At 69.8% G+C, this 15,770-nt stretch carries 13 protein-coding genes; 3 read left to right on the plus strand and 10 right to left on the minus strand.

The genetic code is table 11. From position 1 onward, the window contains the following. Positions 1–222: 222 nt before the first annotated feature. The 3 genes from LR394_RS30890 (at position 223) to LR394_RS30900 (ending at position 4,197) form a co-directional block, all read left to right on the plus strand. Positions 223–1,671 carry a magnesium chelatase gene (locus LR394_RS30890; protein WP_231448122.1) on the plus strand — a complete coding sequence of 483 codons (1,449 nt, stop codon included), beginning with the start codon at positions 223–225 and terminating at the stop codon, positions 1,669–1,671. After that, positions 1,668–3,692 carry a vWA domain-containing protein gene (locus LR394_RS30895; protein ID WP_231448123.1) on the plus strand — a complete coding sequence of 675 codons (2,025 nt, stop codon included), beginning with the start codon at positions 1,668–1,670 and terminating at the stop codon, positions 3,690–3,692. The genes LR394_RS30890 and LR394_RS30895 overlap by 4 nt, the downstream gene beginning before the upstream one ends. A gap of 106 nt (positions 3,693–3,798) precedes the next feature. Beyond that, positions 3,799–4,197 (plus strand): response regulator transcription factor, encoded by a 399-nt coding sequence (locus LR394_RS30900; RefSeq protein ID WP_231448124.1) that lies wholly within the window; start codon positions 3,799–3,801, stop codon positions 4,195–4,197. A gap of 57 nt (positions 4,198–4,254) precedes the next feature. Here LR394_RS30900 and LR394_RS30905 read toward each other — a convergent pair whose 3' ends face one another. The 10 genes from LR394_RS30905 to LR394_RS30950 all read right to left on the minus strand — a co-directional run bounded on the left by LR394_RS30905 (position 4,255) and on the right by LR394_RS30950 (position 15,504). Then, positions 4,255–5,736 carry an ATP-binding response regulator gene (locus LR394_RS30905; RefSeq protein WP_231448125.1) on the minus strand — a complete coding sequence of 494 codons (1,482 nt, stop codon included), beginning with the start codon at positions 5,734–5,736 and terminating at the stop codon, positions 4,255–4,257. Between the two features lie 41 nt (positions 5,737–5,777). Then, entirely contained in the window at positions 5,778–6,293 is a 516-nt protein-coding gene (locus tag LR394_RS30910) for a response regulator (RefSeq protein ID WP_231448126.1), read from the minus strand. Beyond that, positions 6,290–7,969 (minus strand): sensor histidine kinase, encoded by a 1,680-nt coding sequence (locus LR394_RS30915; RefSeq protein ID WP_231448127.1) that lies wholly within the window; start codon positions 7,967–7,969, stop codon positions 6,290–6,292. Before LR394_RS30915 ends, LR394_RS30910 begins: the two co-directional genes overlap by 4 nt. 38 nt (positions 7,970–8,007) lie before the next feature. Beyond that, the gene (locus tag LR394_RS30920; protein WP_231448128.1) at positions 8,008–8,400 is read right to left on the minus strand and encodes a response regulator transcription factor; all 393 of its coding nucleotides are present in this window, start codon (positions 8,398–8,400) and stop codon (positions 8,008–8,010) included. Positions 8,401–8,620: 220 nt separating this feature from the next. After that, positions 8,621–9,994 carry a cystathionine beta-synthase gene (locus LR394_RS30925; protein WP_231448129.1) on the minus strand — a complete coding sequence of 458 codons (1,374 nt, stop codon included), beginning with the start codon at positions 9,992–9,994 and terminating at the stop codon, positions 8,621–8,623. Between the two features lie 51 nt (positions 9,995–10,045). Further along, positions 10,046–11,125, minus strand: coding sequence for an SGNH/GDSL hydrolase family protein (locus tag LR394_RS30930; RefSeq protein WP_231448130.1), 1,080 nt, complete (start codon positions 11,123–11,125; stop codon positions 10,046–10,048). A 267-nt stretch (positions 11,126–11,392) separates the two neighbouring features. Next, positions 11,393–11,719, minus strand: coding sequence for a hypothetical protein (locus tag LR394_RS30935; RefSeq protein WP_231448131.1), 327 nt, complete (start codon positions 11,717–11,719; stop codon positions 11,393–11,395). 74 nt (positions 11,720–11,793) lie between these two features. After that, the gene (locus tag LR394_RS30940; RefSeq protein ID WP_231448132.1) at positions 11,794–13,128 is read right to left on the minus strand and encodes a glutamine synthetase family protein; all 1,335 of its coding nucleotides are present in this window, start codon (positions 13,126–13,128) and stop codon (positions 11,794–11,796) included. Positions 13,129–13,158: 30 nt separating this feature from the next. Continuing rightward, entirely contained in the window at positions 13,159–14,424 is a 1,266-nt protein-coding gene (cysC, locus tag LR394_RS30945; RefSeq protein ID WP_231448133.1) for an adenylyl-sulfate kinase, read from the minus strand. 279 nt (positions 14,425–14,703) lie between these two features. After that, positions 14,704–15,504 (minus strand): Bax inhibitor-1/YccA family protein, encoded by an 801-nt coding sequence (locus LR394_RS30950; protein ID WP_231448134.1) that lies wholly within the window; start codon positions 15,502–15,504, stop codon positions 14,704–14,706. Positions 15,505–15,770: the final 266 nt, after the last annotated feature.

The raw sequence follows: 15,770 nt of genomic DNA on the forward strand, positions 1-15,770 counted from the left end.
CGGGGACGAGGTGCGCACCGGCCGCTGAAAGCGGCGGTGAGAGCGCAGCGGCTCGGTCGAAAACCAGCCACCCACGCCCGCGGAACGGCTCGAGCGTGCGGCGCGCACTCGTCCCCAATTGGTGCTCGTGGGCTTTTATTCCCGATCACGCTCCCGGCGAAAAGCAGTTTAAGAGCCCGTCGCGACGTGCCAGGCCCCCGTTCGCCGACGTAACGTCGGGGCGTGACGATCTCCCCGGATCCATCCACCACCCCTTGGCCCGAGAACCTGCCCACCACGCTGGGCGCCTTACGGGCCTCCGGTCATCTGCACCGCACGGTCAAGCAGGAGATCTCGGCGAACCTGCTCGAGCTGATGCGGGCGGGCAAGCCGCGCTTCCCCGGCGTGGTCGGCTTCGACGACTCGGTGCTGCCCGACCTGGAGCGCTCGCTGCTGGCCGGCCACGACCTGGTGCTGCTGGGCGAGCGCGGGCAGGGCAAGACCCGGCTGATCCGCACCATCGTCGGCCTGCTCGACGAGTGGACCCCGGTGATCTCCGGCGCCGAGCTGAACGAGCACCCGTACGACCCGATCACCCCGGCCTCGATCCGCCGGGCGGCCGAACTCGGCGACGAACTGCCGGTGGCCTGGGTGCACCGCGAGTCCCGCTACGCCGAGAAGCTGGCCACCCCCGACACCAGCGTGGGCGATCTGATCGGCGACGTGGACCCGATGAAGGTGGCCGAGGGCCGCACCCTGGGTGACCCGGAGACCATCCATTTCGGCCTGGTGCCGCGGATGCACCGCGGGATCATGGCAGTCAACGAGCTGCCCGACCTGGCCGAGCGGATCCAGGTGGCGCTGCTGAACGTGCTGGAGGAGCGCGACGTGCAGGTGCGCGGCTACGTGCTGCGCCTCGACCTGGACCTGTTGCTGCTGGCCAGCGCCAACCCGGAGGACTACACCAACCGCGGCCGGATCATCACCCCGCTCAAGGACCGCTTCGGCGCCGAGATCCGCACCCACTACCCGGTCGACCTCGAGCTGGAGATGGCGCTGGTCCGGCAGGAGGCGCAGCTGGTCGCGGTGCTGCCCGAGCACCTGCTGGAGGTGCTGGCCCGGTTCACCCGGGCGGTCCGCGAGTCCAACGCGGTGGACCAGCGTTCCGGTGTCTCGGCCCGGTTCTCGATCGCGGCGGCCGAGACCGTGGCGGCCTCGGCGCTGCGCCGGGCCACGCTGAACGGTGAGACGGATCCGGACGGGGCACCGCCGGTGGCCCGGGTCGGTGACATCGAGACGATCACCGGGACGCTGCGCGGCAAGGTCGAGTTCGAGGCCGACGGTGAGGGCCGCGAGGTCGAGCTGCTGGATCACCTGCTGCGCCGCTCGGTGGCCGAGACCTGGCGCAACCGGCTCGGCGGAGTGGACCTGACCGGCTTCGTGGCGGCCGTGGCCGAGGGCGAAGGCATTTCGACCGGTGAGAACGTGCCCTCGGCCGATCTGCTGGCCCAGCTGGGTACCGTGCCCGGCCTTTCGGTGGTGCTGGAACGCCTCGGTTTCGACGAGGTGCCCGGTCCGGCCGATGCCGCCTCAGCCATCGAATTCACGCTTGAGGGGCTGCATCTCACCCGTCGCCTGGCCAAGGACTTCCTGGACGACGGTCGCACCGTGTACGGGGGCGACGGGGAGTGAGCCCACGCCGGCGCGATCCTCGTTACCGGTACGGTCCGTGGCGCGGCGGGCCGGATCCGCTCACCCCTCCCTACGACGTGCGCCGGGCGCTGGACGCGGTCGGCGACCGGGTCCTGAGCGGCGAGAACGTTCGCGACGCCCTGCGTGACCTGCTGCGCCGCGGCCTGCCCGACGAGAACGGGCGGCGCACCGGGCTGGACACGCTACGGGCGCGGGCCGAGCGGATGCGGCGGGAGACCTCGCGGCGCGGTCGGCTGGACGGTGCGGTCACCCGGGCCCGGGCTCAGCTGGACCAGGCCCTGGCGGCGGAGAAGGACGAGCTCTCGTTGCGGGACGGCGACGACGCCCGGTTCGCCGAGGCCCAGCTGGATGCCCTGCCGCGGTCCACCAGCGCTGCGGTGCAGGAGTTGTCGGAGTACCGCTGGGCCTCGAAGGAGGCCGAGCAGATCTACCGGCAGATCCTCGACGGGCTGCGCAGCGATGTGATCGACCAGCAGTTCAACGGCATGCGCAACGCCCTGCAGGGCCTGGGGCCGGACGCTGATCCCCAGCAGCGAGCCGCAGCGATGGCGGCCATGAACGAGATGCTGGACGACCTGAACTCGTTGCTGGAGAAGCATTCCCGGGGCGAGGACACGCCCGAGGACTTCCAGCAGTTCATGGACAAGCACGGCCAGATATTCCCGGACGACCCGCAGAACGTCGAAGAGCTGATCGATTCGCTGGCCCGGCAGGCCGCGGCGGCGGACCGGCTGATGAACTCGCTGAGCCAGCAGCAGCGCGAGGAACTGCAGGGGCTGATGCAGCAGGCGCTCGGCGATGCCGGCCTGCAGGGCAAGATGAATCAGCTCACCGACAACCTGCGGGCGCTGCGGCCCGGCGAGAGCTGGGGTCAGGGGCGCGGCGAGGGCCGGCGGATGAAGGGGAAGGGCGAGCTGGGCTACGGCGAGGCGGCCGGGGCGCTGCAGGAGCTGGCCGATCTGGACGACCTGATCGACCAGCTGTCGCAGGACCATCCGGGCGCCACGCTGGACGACATCGACGTGGAGACGGTCGAGCGTTCGCTCGGGGCGGGCGCCGCGGCGGATGTTCAGGCCCTGCAGGAGCTGGAACGCGAGCTGGAGCGGCAGGGCTGGCTGACCCGGGCCGACGGCGCACTCACCCTCTCGCCCAAGGCTTTACGGCGACTCGGGCAGAGTGCGCTGCGGCAGGTTTTCGCGCACCTGGGTTCGGGCCGGCGGGGCGAGCACGACATTAGGGACGCGGGGGCGGCCGGGGAGGCCACCGGCGCCTCCCGGCGTTGGGAGTTCGGCGACGAACAACCTTTGGACGTGGTGCGCTCGTTGGGCAATGCGGTGCGCCGTCAGGTCGGGTCGGGTTCTCCCGGTGGGCGGATCTCGCTGCTGGCCGAGGATTTCGAGGTGGTCGAGACTGAGCGGCGGGCCAGTGCGGCGGTGGCGCTGTGCGTGGACCTGTCGTTCTCGATGATCTCGGAGGGCCGGTGGGGCCCGATGAAGGAGACCGCGCTGGCGCTGGCCCACCTGGTCGCCACCCGGTTCCCGCAGGATGCGCTGCAGATCGTCGGCTTCGGGCGCTACGCGGCCAAGCTCACGGTGGAACAGCTGGCCGGGGTGGAGCCGGACTACGTGCAGGGCACCAACCTGCAGCACGCCTTGTCGATCGCCGGACGGCACCTGCGCCGGCATCCGGACGCCGAGCCGGTGGTGCTGGTGGTCACCGACGGCGAGCCGACCGCGCACCTCGATCCGGAGGACGGCAGCGCCTACTTCGACTACCCGCCCTCCCCGAGGACGATCAGCCTGACCGTGGCCGAGGTGGATGCGCTGACCCGTTACGGTGCGGCGATCAACGTGTTCATGCTGGGCGAGAACCCCGGGCTGCAGCGGTTCATGGACGCGATCGCCCGGCGTAACGGCGGACGGGTGTTCACCCCTGGGCTGGACAACCTGGGCGAGTACGTGGTCAGTGACTATCTGAAGTCCCGCAAGGGCCGCCGGTAGGCCGAAGGGACCAACTCGCGCCGCCCGTCCCCAGTTGTGCTCATAAGACTGAGCCCGGCCGCCGACGGGACGGATACCCACAACCACAGCCGCGAGGGGATGCCCCATGGCCGAGATCCTCGTCATCGACGACGACCCCGACATCCGGGATCTGCTGTACATCGCGCTGAGCGATGCCGGGCACGCGGTTCGCCTCGCGCCCGACGGGGACGCCGGGCTGCGGGCCGCCAGCGGCCTGGCGCCCGATCTGGTGGTGCTGGACTGGATGCTGCCGGAACACAGCGGCCTGGATGTCTGCCGGGCGATGCGCGCCGACCAGGCGCTGTCGCAGGTGCGGGTGCTGATGCTCTCGGCCCGCGGCACCGAGTCGGACATCGTGTACGGGCAGCAGGCCGGGGCGGACGGCTACATCGTCAAGCCGTTCAGCCCGAAAGCCCTGGTCTGGCGGGTGGAGTCGATGCTCTCGCAGGAGCACAAGGTGATCGACGCTACGCCCGACTTCTGAACCGACGAAAAAGGGCTCCCCGGGTGAGATCTACCCGGGGAGCCCTTTCTCGTTGCGCTACAGCCGTACCGCGAGACCGGCGGGATTCATCGCCGGGAGGGTGACGATGAAGGTCGCGCCCTCGTCGGCAGCGCTCTCCACCCCGATCGTGCCGTGGTGCCCTTCCACGATCTGCCGGACCACGGCCAGCCCCAGCCCGGTGCCCTGGATCGCCTGGTGCCGGGCCTGCTCGGTGCGGAAGAAGCGGGTGAACAGCTGGTCCTGTTCCTCCACCGGGATGCCGATGCCGCTGTCCTTCACCCGGATCTCCACCGCCGGCCGGGAGATGTCCGGCACCGACGCGGCGATCGTCACCAGTCCGCCCGCGGTGGAGAACTTCACCGCGTTCGAGAGCAGGTTCAGCAGAACTCGTTCCAGCTGCGAGCGGTTGCCGATCAGGTGGGGCAGGGCGGGCATGAGCTGCAACTGCAGTTCGACGCCCTGGGACTCCATGGCCGGGGTCAGCACTCCCACCGCCGTGTTGACCAGTTCGGCCACGTCGACCTGCTCGTCCATCCGGGCGGCGATGTTGGAGTCCACCCGGGAGAGCGTGAGCAGGTCCTCGACCAGGGTCAGCAGCCGCCGGGAGTTGCGGTCGATCACCTCGATCATCTTGGTGTGCACCGGGTCGGCGTCCCCGGCCAGCAGCATCTCCGCGTAGCCGGTGATGCTGGTCAGCGGGGTGCGCAACTCGTGGCTCACGGTGGCGACGAACTCGCCCTTCATCCGGTCGAGTTCGCGCAGTTCCTCCTCGACCTGCTTCTGCCGGGTGATGTCGACGTAGATCGCGCCGATCGCGAACCGCCGGCCGGAGCCGTCCACCACCGGGTAGCGCACGGTCAGGAAGGTCCGGTCCTCACCGTCGACCGACCAGATCTCCTCGCCCTCGACCTTGTCCGCGCCGTCCAGGCAGGCCTGTTCCACCGAGGTCAGCTTGCGGCGGTCGAGCACGGCCGGGCGGCCGCCGTTGCCGGTCGGGCGCAGCCGGTCGAACTCGGTGTTGGTCAGCAGCGTGCGGCCGGTCGCGTCGCGCACGCAGATCGCGGCCGGGGCGTGATCGACCACGCCGCGCAGGATCTCGGCGGTCTCCCGGCTCTGCTGCTCGATCACCCGGGCCTGGGCCGAGAGCCGGCGTTTGGCCAGGGCGTGCTCGATCGCCGGGGCCAGCCGGACCAGCCGGTCCTTGAGCAGGTAGTCCGAGGCTCCCAGCCGCAGCGAGTTCACGCAGGTGTCCTCGTCCATCACGCCGCTGACCACGATCAGCGGGATGTCCTGCTGCTGCTCCTGGAGCATCCGCAGGGCGTCCGGAGCGGTCATCGCGGGCAGGGAGTAGTCGCACAGAACGATGTCCGGCTGCTCGGCGAGCCCGGCGACGAACTCCTCCGGGGTCTCGGCCCGGGTCCAGATAGGCTGGTAACCGGCGCGTTTCAGCTCCAGAAGGAGCAGCTCGGCGTCGTCGGGGCGGTCCTCGACGAGCAGCAGCCGCAGTGGCGATGGCATGATTTCTCCCGTGGTGTGATGCCGGTCCCGCTCTTTCGCATTCACCGGCCCCCACCGGCGAGTGCGACCCTCCGGTCGCGGGGTGGATGGTTGTGGACCAGCCAGTACCGGCCGATGTCGAGGACCGTCTCGAAGTACGGCTCGATCTCGACCGGCTTGACGATGTAGCTGTTCGCTCCCAGCGCGTAACAGGTTTCCAGGTCGCCGTCCTCGGCCGAGGACGTCATCATCACCGCCGGTACCTCGGTCAGCACCGGGTGAGCGCGGATCTCGCGCAGCACGTCGATCCCCGAGAGCATCGGCATCTTGATGTCCAGCAGAACCGCCCGGGGCAGGTCGTGCACGTCCCGCCCGGCCCAGGGCCCGCGGCACAGCAGCAGGTCCAGGGCCTCCACCCCGTCGCGGGCCGACTCCACCCGGCCCGGAAAGCGCCCCCGCCGCAACGCGTGCAGGGCCAGTTCCCGGTCGTGCGGGCTGTCCTCCACCAGCAGCAGCCAGGGCTGCAGTTCGCCGATCGGCCCGTCGTTGACGCCGGCCGCCGAAGCTACCCCACTCATCGCAGATCACCCCCCGGTGACGGCAGTGTGAAACCCATCGTCGCGCCCACACCGATCTCCCCCACCGCCGACAACTGCCCGCCGTGGCGCTGCACGATCCGCTGCGAAAGGGCCAGGCCGATCCCGGTCCCGGTGAACTCGTCGTTGTGGTGCAGCCGCTGGAACACCTGACCGATCTTGGCCACGTACCGCATGTCGAACCCGGCCCCGTTGTCCTTGACCAGGTACATCACCGTGTCCGGAACCGGCAGCGGGTCGGGCCGGCTGTGGTCCTGCAACGCCGCCTCGTCCTGTTCGGCCACCTCGGCCCGCACCTGTACCCGGGCCTGCTCCCGCTGCCCGGTGTACTTGATCGCGTTGTCCAGCAGGTTCATCCACACCTGCTGGATCAGCCGCCGGTCCCCGTAGGCCGGCGGCAGCGGCGCCAGCACGAACTCGATCCGGCGGCCTTCCCGGGCCGGGGCCAGAGCGTCCCAGCACTCCTGGGCCAGCGCCGCCATGTCGATCTTCTGCGACTGCATCTGCTGGCGCTGCATCCGGGAGAAGGACAGCAGGGCGTCGATCAGATTGCCCATGTGCTCGGCATTGTCGGTGATCTTGGTGAGGTACTTGGTGGCTTCCTCGGGCATCTGCCCGGCGTAGTCCTCGGCCATGATCCGGGCGAAACCGCTCATCGCCCGCAACGGCGCCCGCAGGTCGTGCGAGACGCTGTACGAGAACGCCTCGAGCTCGGCGTTCACCGCGGCCAGGTCGGCGTTCTTCTGCTCCAGCTGCACGGTGCGCTCGGCCACCCGCTCCTCCAGCAGCTCGGTCAGCTCCTGGCTGGCCTGCTGCAGCGCCCGCTGCTCGGAGACGTCGTGGGTGACCTTCACGTACCCCTGCAGGCGGCCCTGGTCGTCCCGCATCGCCGAGATCGAGGCGTGCGCCCAGAACACCGAACCGTCGCGGCGCACCCGCTTGCCCTCGATGTGGATCCGGCCCATCGAGGCCGCGTCGGCCAGGATCTGGGCCGGCAGCCCGGCGGCCTGGTCGGCCGCGTCGAAGAACCTGGAATAGGGCATCCCGATGGCCTCTTCGGCCGAGTACCCCTGCAGCTGTTCGGCCGCCGCGCTCCAGCTGTGCACCTTGCCGCAGCCGTCGAGCATGATGATCGCGTAGTCGGCGGCGCCCGCCAGCAGCTGCCCCAGCCGGTCCAGCTCGTTGCGGCTGCGCTCGGCCACCTGCCAGCTGTCGGTGATGTCGTTCCAGATCATCAGCGCGCCGCGGCTGCCGTCGTCCAGTTCGATCGGCTGGCCGGACAGCAGCATCCGGCGGGGTTCGGACCGGCCCGGGTAGAGCACGCTCACGGTCACCCGGGACAACGTGGTCCCGGCCAGAACCTTTTCCAGCGAGGTGATCTCCACCGCCGACTCGAACGCCGGGCGGCCCTCGCGGACCGGCCGGACCTCCTGGGCGAAACGCCGCACCTTGTCACCGACCGCGATGCCGAGTTCCTCGAGCAGCCCGAGCGCGGCCGGATTGGCGTGCCGCACCACCCGTTCCCGGTCGACCACCATCATCGAGGCCTCGGAATTACGCCACAGCAGGTCGATCAGCGAATGCCCGCCGCTGACCGGTGGCACGAAAGCGGCCGCGGTCGACGGCGCGCTCGGCGCCGCCGGCAAAGTGCTTCTCACACCGCACCCCCGAGCTTCTCAGTCCTGCTTCTGCGGCCTCACCAGGCGTGCTCGGTGACGGAAGGAATCGGGCGGCCGGTGATCGCCTCGTCCACCGCGTCCAGAAGGGCGTGCGCAGCAAAGGGTTTGGTCAGGTAGGCGGCGCCCAGCTCGTGCCCGCGCAGGATGTCGCGCTCCCGGGCCGAGGCGGAGACGAAGATCGCCGGGATGTCGAGCTTGTTGCGGCGCAGCCGGGTGAGCAGGTCGAAACCGTCCATGCCGGGCAGGCCTACGTCGAGCACGTAGGCGTCCGGGGCCCCGAACTGGTCCACCGAGTCCAGCGCCAGGTCCGCATCGGGCATCGCGATGACGCGGTGGCCGACCATCACCAGCCGCATCGAGATCAGATCACGGACGTCCGGGTCGTCCTCGACCACCAGAAGTCGGGCCACGGTGCCTCCTCGTTCGCGGGGGGGTGTTTCCGGGGAAGTCGCTTGCCCTGATCCATCGGCGCGCAGCCGGTGGATCCTTCACTTCCCGGCCCCCGAGACACTCGGATGCCCTATCCAGGTGACGCCCATCTGACGCAGCGTGGCGCCGCACCCGTCCGCTGCTGCGAACGGGCGTCACCGGAACCGGCCGGGTGACTCACCCGGCCGGGTCAACCGTCGCTCAGCCGGCGTAAACCCCCAGCAGGTCCAGCCGGGTCAGGACACCGGCGGGTTTGCCGTCGGCCACCACCATCACGGCATCGACCTGTTCCAGCGCCTTCCTGACCACCTCGACCGGTTCTCCTGCTCCGACCAGGGGAAGCGGGCCGGACATGTGCCGTTCCACCGGATCGGCGAGGTTCGCCCGGCCGGTGAAGACCGCCTCCAGCAGGTCGCGCTCGCTGACCGAGCCGGCCACCTCGCCGGCCATCACCGGCGGCTCGGCCTTGACCACCGGCATCTGCGAGACGCTGTACTCGCGCAGGATGCTGATCGCGTCGCGGACCGTCTCGGTGGGGTGGGTGTGCACCAGGTCGGGCAGGTCACCGGCCTTGGCCCGGAGCACGTCGCCCACGGTCAGGCCGCCGTCCTGGCTGAGGAAACCGTACGAGGCCATCCACTGGTCGTTGAAGATCTTGCCCAGATACCCACGGCCGCCGTCGGGCAGCAGGACGACCACAACGTCCTGTGCTGTGAGGTTCTGGGCCGCCCGCAGGGCCGCCACCACGGCCATCCCGCAGGAACCGCCGACCAGCAGGCCCTCCTCCCGGGCGAGCCGACGGGTCATCGCGAAGGAGTCGGCGTCGGAGACCGCGATGATCTCGTCCGGCACCGAGGGGTCGTAGGCGGACGGCCAGAAGTCCTCGCCCACCCCCTCGACCAAGTAAGGACGTCCCGTGCCCCCGGAGTACACGGAGCCCTCGGGATCGGCTCCGATCACCTTCACGCGTCCTTCGGACGCCTGCTTCAGGTAGCGGCCGGTGCCGGTGATCGTGCCACCGGTGCCCACTCCGGTGACGAAGTGGGTGACCCGGCCCTCGGTGTCGTTCCAGATCTCCGGGCCGGTGCTGGCGAAGTGGCTGGCCGGGCCCTCGGGGTTGGCGTACTGATTGGGTTTCCAGGCCCCCTCGATCTCCCGCACCAGGCGGTCGGAGACGGAGTAGTACGAGTCCGGGTGCTCGGGCGCGACCGCGGTCGGGCAGACCACCACCTCGGCGCCGTAGGCCTTGAGGACGTTGCGCTTGTCCTCGCTGACCTTGTCCGGGCAGACGAAGACACACTTGTAGCCCCGGCGCTGGGCCACCAACGCCAGGCCGACCCCGGTGTTGCCGGAGGTGGGCTCGACGATCGTGCCGCCCGGGCGCAGTTCCCCGCTCTTCTCGGCGGCCTCGATCATCCGTAGCGCGATCCGGTCCTTCACCGAACCGCCGGGGTTGAGGTACTCCACCTTGGCCAGGACCAGCGGGGGAACGTGCTCGGCAATCCGGCCCAGCTTCACCAGCGGGGTGTTGCCCATCAGCTCAATGATCGACTCGGCGTACTTCACCTTGCCCATCCAACACCCGTAGCGGCTCCGGTGCGGGTAACTGTGGCCTTTCGTGATGGGTCAGGACGAGGCTGGGGTGCCGCCGGGTTCCACCGAGTCGCTCTGACCGAGCTTGTCGTCCTGCTTGAGCCGGTCGTCCTGGTCGAGCTTGTTGTCCTGCTCGAGCTTGGGGGCGCGGCGACGGCGGAAGGCGGCCCAGCGGCCTCGGGGGCCACGCTCGGCGCCGGAGACCTCGATGCCGGACACCTCGGTACCACCGCTCTCGGCCGCCCGGACCGCGGCGTGCGCCACATCGTCGATACCTTCACCGCGGCGGTAGTCAGGCACCCGGTCGCGCTCGCCGGGCATGAAGCCGAGGGCGGCCGCGACACTGGGCAGGATGGCTTCGCCCACCCGCGCGTAGCCGGTGGCCGAGGGGTGGAACCGGTCCAGGGAGAACATCTCGATCCGGTGCGCGATGAACTCGTCGGCCAGCAGGTCGGCCAGGGACACCGACGCGCCGCCCGCCTCGACCACGGCAATGGTCTGGGCGGCGGCCAGCTGACGACTCAGGCGCTGCGCGAGATACCGCAGGGGACGCGGGATTTCCTGGATCGTGCCGAGGTCGGGGCAGGTGCCCACGACGACCTCGACCCCGGCCTCGCGCAGCCGGCGCACCGAAGCCTCCAAGGCCCGCACCGACACCTGCGGCTTGACCCGGTGCGTCACGTCGTTCGCGCCGACCATGATCACCACGACGTCCGGCCGGGGTCCTTCGTCCAGGGCCCGCGCAGTCTGACCCTCGAGTTCCCACGACTGCCCGCCGACCCGTCCGTACATCCGCACTTCGACCGGGCGCTTGGCGATCGACGCCAGACCGGCCGCGATCACCGCACCCGGAGTCTGCTCCCCGTGGTCGGCGCCGAGGCCCACCGAGGTGGAGTCGCCGAGCATGATCAGCTGGATCGGCTCACCGGGGAAGGCGCCGTAACGGCCTTCACCACCGGGGCCGGCATTACCGAAAGGCTGGCCGATGACCTTGCGCGCAATCCGGACCTCGGTGAGCAGCAGACCGTAGGCCGCCGCGCCGAGGGCGCCGATGCCCCCACCCCCGAAGGCCGCCGCCGCAGCGATCTTCCGCGCTCTTCTGGCTCGGCTCACGTGCGCTCCCTTCGCTCGCGGGATACGAGTACCCCATCCGCAGTTGAACAGCGCGGGCAGAATTCGGCAACACCGTAACCACGGGTCGGGAAGCACTTCTGGTTCGCCCCCGGTTCCTCGGCGGACGAGGCGGTGGCGTAACCGCTGCCAGCAGTCGTTGCAGCGGGAAGACTTTGGGATTCTGTTCCCGATCGAGGTCACGAATTGGTTGAGTTCTCGCCCTGATTCGGGTAGCGACTCACGTGACGAAGATCCAATAGCGCGCGGTCAGACCAGATCGTGCACGGCCCGGACGGCGGCGACGGCCTCCGAACGGAACAGATCGGTACGTTCTCCACCGCGCAGCAGGTCGTGTCCGAGCACCATCGCCTGGTCGGCCAGGGCGTAGGCGGACAGGACGGGCACCGGGCGGCGGGGCTCACCGTCGGCGTCGGCGGTCAGATCGGCGATCTTCTGCAGGCCGGCCCGGACCTGGCCGAGCAGGTCAGCGGCTTCGGGTCCCTGCCGAGCGCCGAGCCGGGGGCCGACCACCCGCAACCGGTCGGCGAGGCGTTCCAGGCGCTTGGTGGCTTCGTCGTGGGTGGGGCTGAGCACCTGGTGATGTTAGCCCGCGCCTGACGCTGCCCCCTGACATCCCAAAGCCCGGGCGGACGTCTCCAGTTCTGTTCTTACTGCATCTCGAAGCCGCGCCGACGCTCCCAGTCCGTCACCGACGACTCAAACGCATCCAGTTCGGCGTCGGCGGAACGCAGGACGGTGGCCACAACGTCCTCACCGAAGGCATTGCGAGCCAGATCCGAACCGGCGAAGGTCTCGCGAGCGGCGCCCAGCGAAGCCGGCACCCGGGCCAGACCTGGCGCTCGGGAGTCACCGATCAGCGGTTGCTCCAGCGGAAGCCCGGCGCGGATGCCGTAGAGCCCGCCCGCCAGCATTCCAGCCAAAGCCAGGTAGGGGTTCACGTCTGCCCCAGGCACCCGGTTCTGCACCCGCAAAGTCTCTCCGCGGCCAGCTACCCGCAGCGCGCTGGCCGGGCCGCCCTCCCCCCAGGTGATCGCGGTGGGGGCGGACGAGTCGCGGCGGAAGCGCTTGTAGGAGTTGACGGTGGGGGCGTAGAGCAGAGTGAAGTCGCGCAACGTGGCCAGAACCCCGGCGACGAAGCTCCGGAACACCGCGCTGCGTCCGTCGGAGAAGTCCTGGTTGGCCGTGTCGTTGAACACGAATGAGCCGTCCAGGCCGCGCAGGCTCATCGAGAGCCGGGCGCCGTTGCCGGGCCGGTCGTCGTAGCGGGCCATGAAGGTCAGCGCCTTGTCGTGGCGGTGGGCCAGCTCGGTCGCTGCGGTGCGGAAGACGACCTGGTTGTCGGCGGCACGGATCAGGTCGTCGGGCGCAAAGGACATGTCGTGTTGCCCCGGCACGCCCGTTCCGTAGGACGACTGCACCGTCAGGCCGGCGTTGTAGGCCGTCTGTCTCAGGTCGCGCAGCAGATCCTCGTCTACGTTCGTACTGCCGATACCCCCGGTCTGAGCGCCTCCTGGCAGGCCGGTCCATCCCCGCTCCGCGGCGGCCGCGTAGGTAGCGTCGAACACGCTGAACTGGAGGGCGATCGATCCGGCAGGCACAACGCCCAGGTCCGCGGCCTCCTTGACCTGCGCCGCCAGCACCTGGCGCGGAGCCGTTCGCACCGGCAGCCCGTCGGCGCGGAACAGGTTGCCCTGCACCATCACCGACCCTGCGAGCCAAGGAGCCGGACGTAACGTGCCCGGGTCGGGGCGTAGTACGAGAGCGCCCGAGGGGGCCGAGAGTGCGGCCGCGCTCGGGTCGGCCCGTCCTGGTTCGAGGTTGAGTCCGTTGGCCAGGACCTGGCTGGAGAAGTGCCGCGCGTGCACTCGCTCGCCCTGCAGCCGTCCGCCCGGATCGGTCCAGACCACCAGCACGGTGTCGACGTGTCCCGAGGTGACGAGACGCTCGAGCTCTTCCAGTTCCAGGGGCGGGCCGACGGCCATGGACGGTTTCCCTTCCTCGGACGGTGCGGGCTACTCGTTCGTGCGGCTCGGCTCCGGTGCGCTCAGGTATCCGCGTTCGGTGAGCAGGCTCCAGACCTGCTCGACCGCCGCGTCGATCGCGATACCGGTGGTGTCGATGCGCAGTTCCGGGTCGGCCGGGATCTCGTAGGGCGAGGAGATCCCGGTGAAGTCGGGGATCTGACCGGCCCGGGCCTTGGCGTACAGGCCCTTGCGATCACGGCGTTCGCATTCCTCGAGCGGGGTGGAGATGTGCACCAGGACGAAGTCGCCGACCTGTTCCACCCCGGCGCGGACCTCGGCCCGGACGCTGTCGAAGGGTGCGATGGGCGCGCAGATGGCCAGACCGCCGTGCCGGGTCACCTCGGCGGCGACGAAGCCGATCCGGCGGATGTTGAGGTCACGGTCGGCCCGGCTGAAGGTGAGGCCGGCCGAGAGCATGCGGCGCACCTCGTCTCCGTCGAGCAAGGAGACGGTGCGAGTGGTGTGGTCGAGCAGACGCTCAGCCAGGGCCTTGGCCACCGTGGACTTACCGGAGCCGGACAGGCCGGTGAAGAAGACGGTGAGGCCCCGGCGGTGCGGCGGGGGCACTGCGCGAGCGTGTTCACGGGCAAAGGCTGGGTGAAGTTCGCCCTGCTCGGCTGCAGATAGCGGGGGCAGGACCTCGGTAGCTCCGTAGCCGCGGGCGACTGCGGTCAGCAGTGCTGCGTCGTCGGTGTTGGCCAGCCAAGGAACGGCCACCGGCACGGCCTGTTCATGCGCTTCGCCCTGCTCAGCAGCGAGATCGCGGACTGCGCGCCAGAGCCCGTCCGGCGGCAGCGGCAGGCTGCGACCCGCGCCGATCACTGCCAACCAGAGGACGACGCGACTGGCTTCGGCTGCCTGCGCCCGGATCTGCGCCACCTGGGCTGCGGTCAGAGCCACCGTGACCGGCACAGCCAGCACTTCCTCCGTTGCCCCCTCCCGGACCAGCGCGGGGGTGCGACGCTCGGCCCGGACCGGCCCCTGGGTGAACGGCTTCAGCGGCGTGAACTGGGGCAACGGCAGATTCTGGTGGACCTCCCAGGCCAGACCCGCGACCGGTGTGCCCTCGGCATCCTCCAGGGCGATCGTCTCGCCCGCGTCCAGCCGTTTCGCGATCTCCGGTGGCACCTCCACGATGCCCGGCGCGACCGGCAGCGCGCCGCTCAGCACCAGTTCGGCGATCTCCAGCAGCCCCTGAGGCGGGTGCCAGTTCTGGGGCGGAACGGACTGGGGCGAGGTGGTGGGATCGGGCACGTTGTCAGCCTATGGGAGCCCCGAAGATTCCGTCAGGGCAGACCGGACAAGGGGACGTTTGTGCAGACCGGGTGCGGTCGGGGCCCGTAGAACCGGCACCGGCACCGGCACCGGCACCGGCACCGGCACCGGCACAAAGATCGCCCCTGCCTGGAGGAGCCAGGCAGGGGCGATCTGCTCGTGCTGAACTGCTCGGCCGACTACCGCGGGCCGGTGGGCCCGGGCGAGTCGGCGGCGCGGTGCCGTTGGATCAGCACCGTTGGATCAGGTGCGGTCGGATCAGTCGTCGCCGCGCAGGATCGCGAGGAGGCGCAGGATCTCGATGTACAGCCAGACCAGCGTGACCGTGAGGCCGAACGCGGCGGTCCAGGCCTGCTCCTGGGGCAGGCCGTTGCGGATGCCCTGCTCGACGAAGTCGAAGTCGAGCACCAGGAAGAACGAGGCCAGGCCGACGCCGAAGGCGGCGATCAGCCAGCCCAGCGGGCTGTTGTAGGCGCTGTTGCCGCTGACCAGCGAGACGATCAGGTTGATCAGGCCGAACGCCAGGTAGCCGGCACCGGCGATCATCAGGATCTTGGTGAACTTGGGGGTGGCCCGGACCACGCCGGTCTTGTACAGCACCAGCATGGCGACGAACGCGCCGAGCGTGCCCAGGATGGCCTGGGTGACGATGCCGTCGTACATGGTGTTGAAGAGCAGGCTGATGCCACCGACGAACAGACCCTCGGCCGCCGCGTAGGCCAGCATCGCGCCCGGGCGGACCTTCTTGCTGAACGAGATCCAGAGGCTCAGGCCGAGGCCGACGATCATGCCGCCGAAGACGATCGGGAGGATGATCGGGTCGCGCGGATCGACCAGGGCGAACACCGCGATGGCGGTGGCCAGCAGCACGGCGAACAGCGACGCGGTCCGCATGATCACGTCGTCGATGGTCATCCGGGCGGTGTTGCGCGACGTCACCGACGGCGCGTCGTACATGCCCTGAAGATCGTCCGAGCTCGGGGTACGAGTGTCGAACGTCGCGTAACCCCCACGGGCGAACTGATCACTGCGCCCGAAGACAGGGTTCTTGCTTTCCATCGGTCCTCCGACCGTTGTTCGTTGTCTCCTTCTGCCCGTAGTTGGCCACGTCCGGGCACGGCCGACTGTGCGACCGTTGTGAATCTAATGTTCCGGCGGCCGGGGAAGTTCCCGACGCGAAGATCTTTCTGAAGAAGTTATCTGCGAACCCGCTGTGCCCCTCCCGGCCACCCGCGGGCGCCTGCGATCAGCCCGGATCCGCCCGGACGCGTCCGGGCGGTCACGGTCCGTTTCTCCCGGATCACGCGCCGATGCCGGTGATGCTG

This window comes from Kineosporia babensis (assembly GCF_021129305.1).
GTDB classification, from domain to species: domain Bacteria; phylum Actinomycetota; class Actinomycetes; order Actinomycetales; family Kineosporiaceae; genus Kineosporia; species Kineosporia babensis.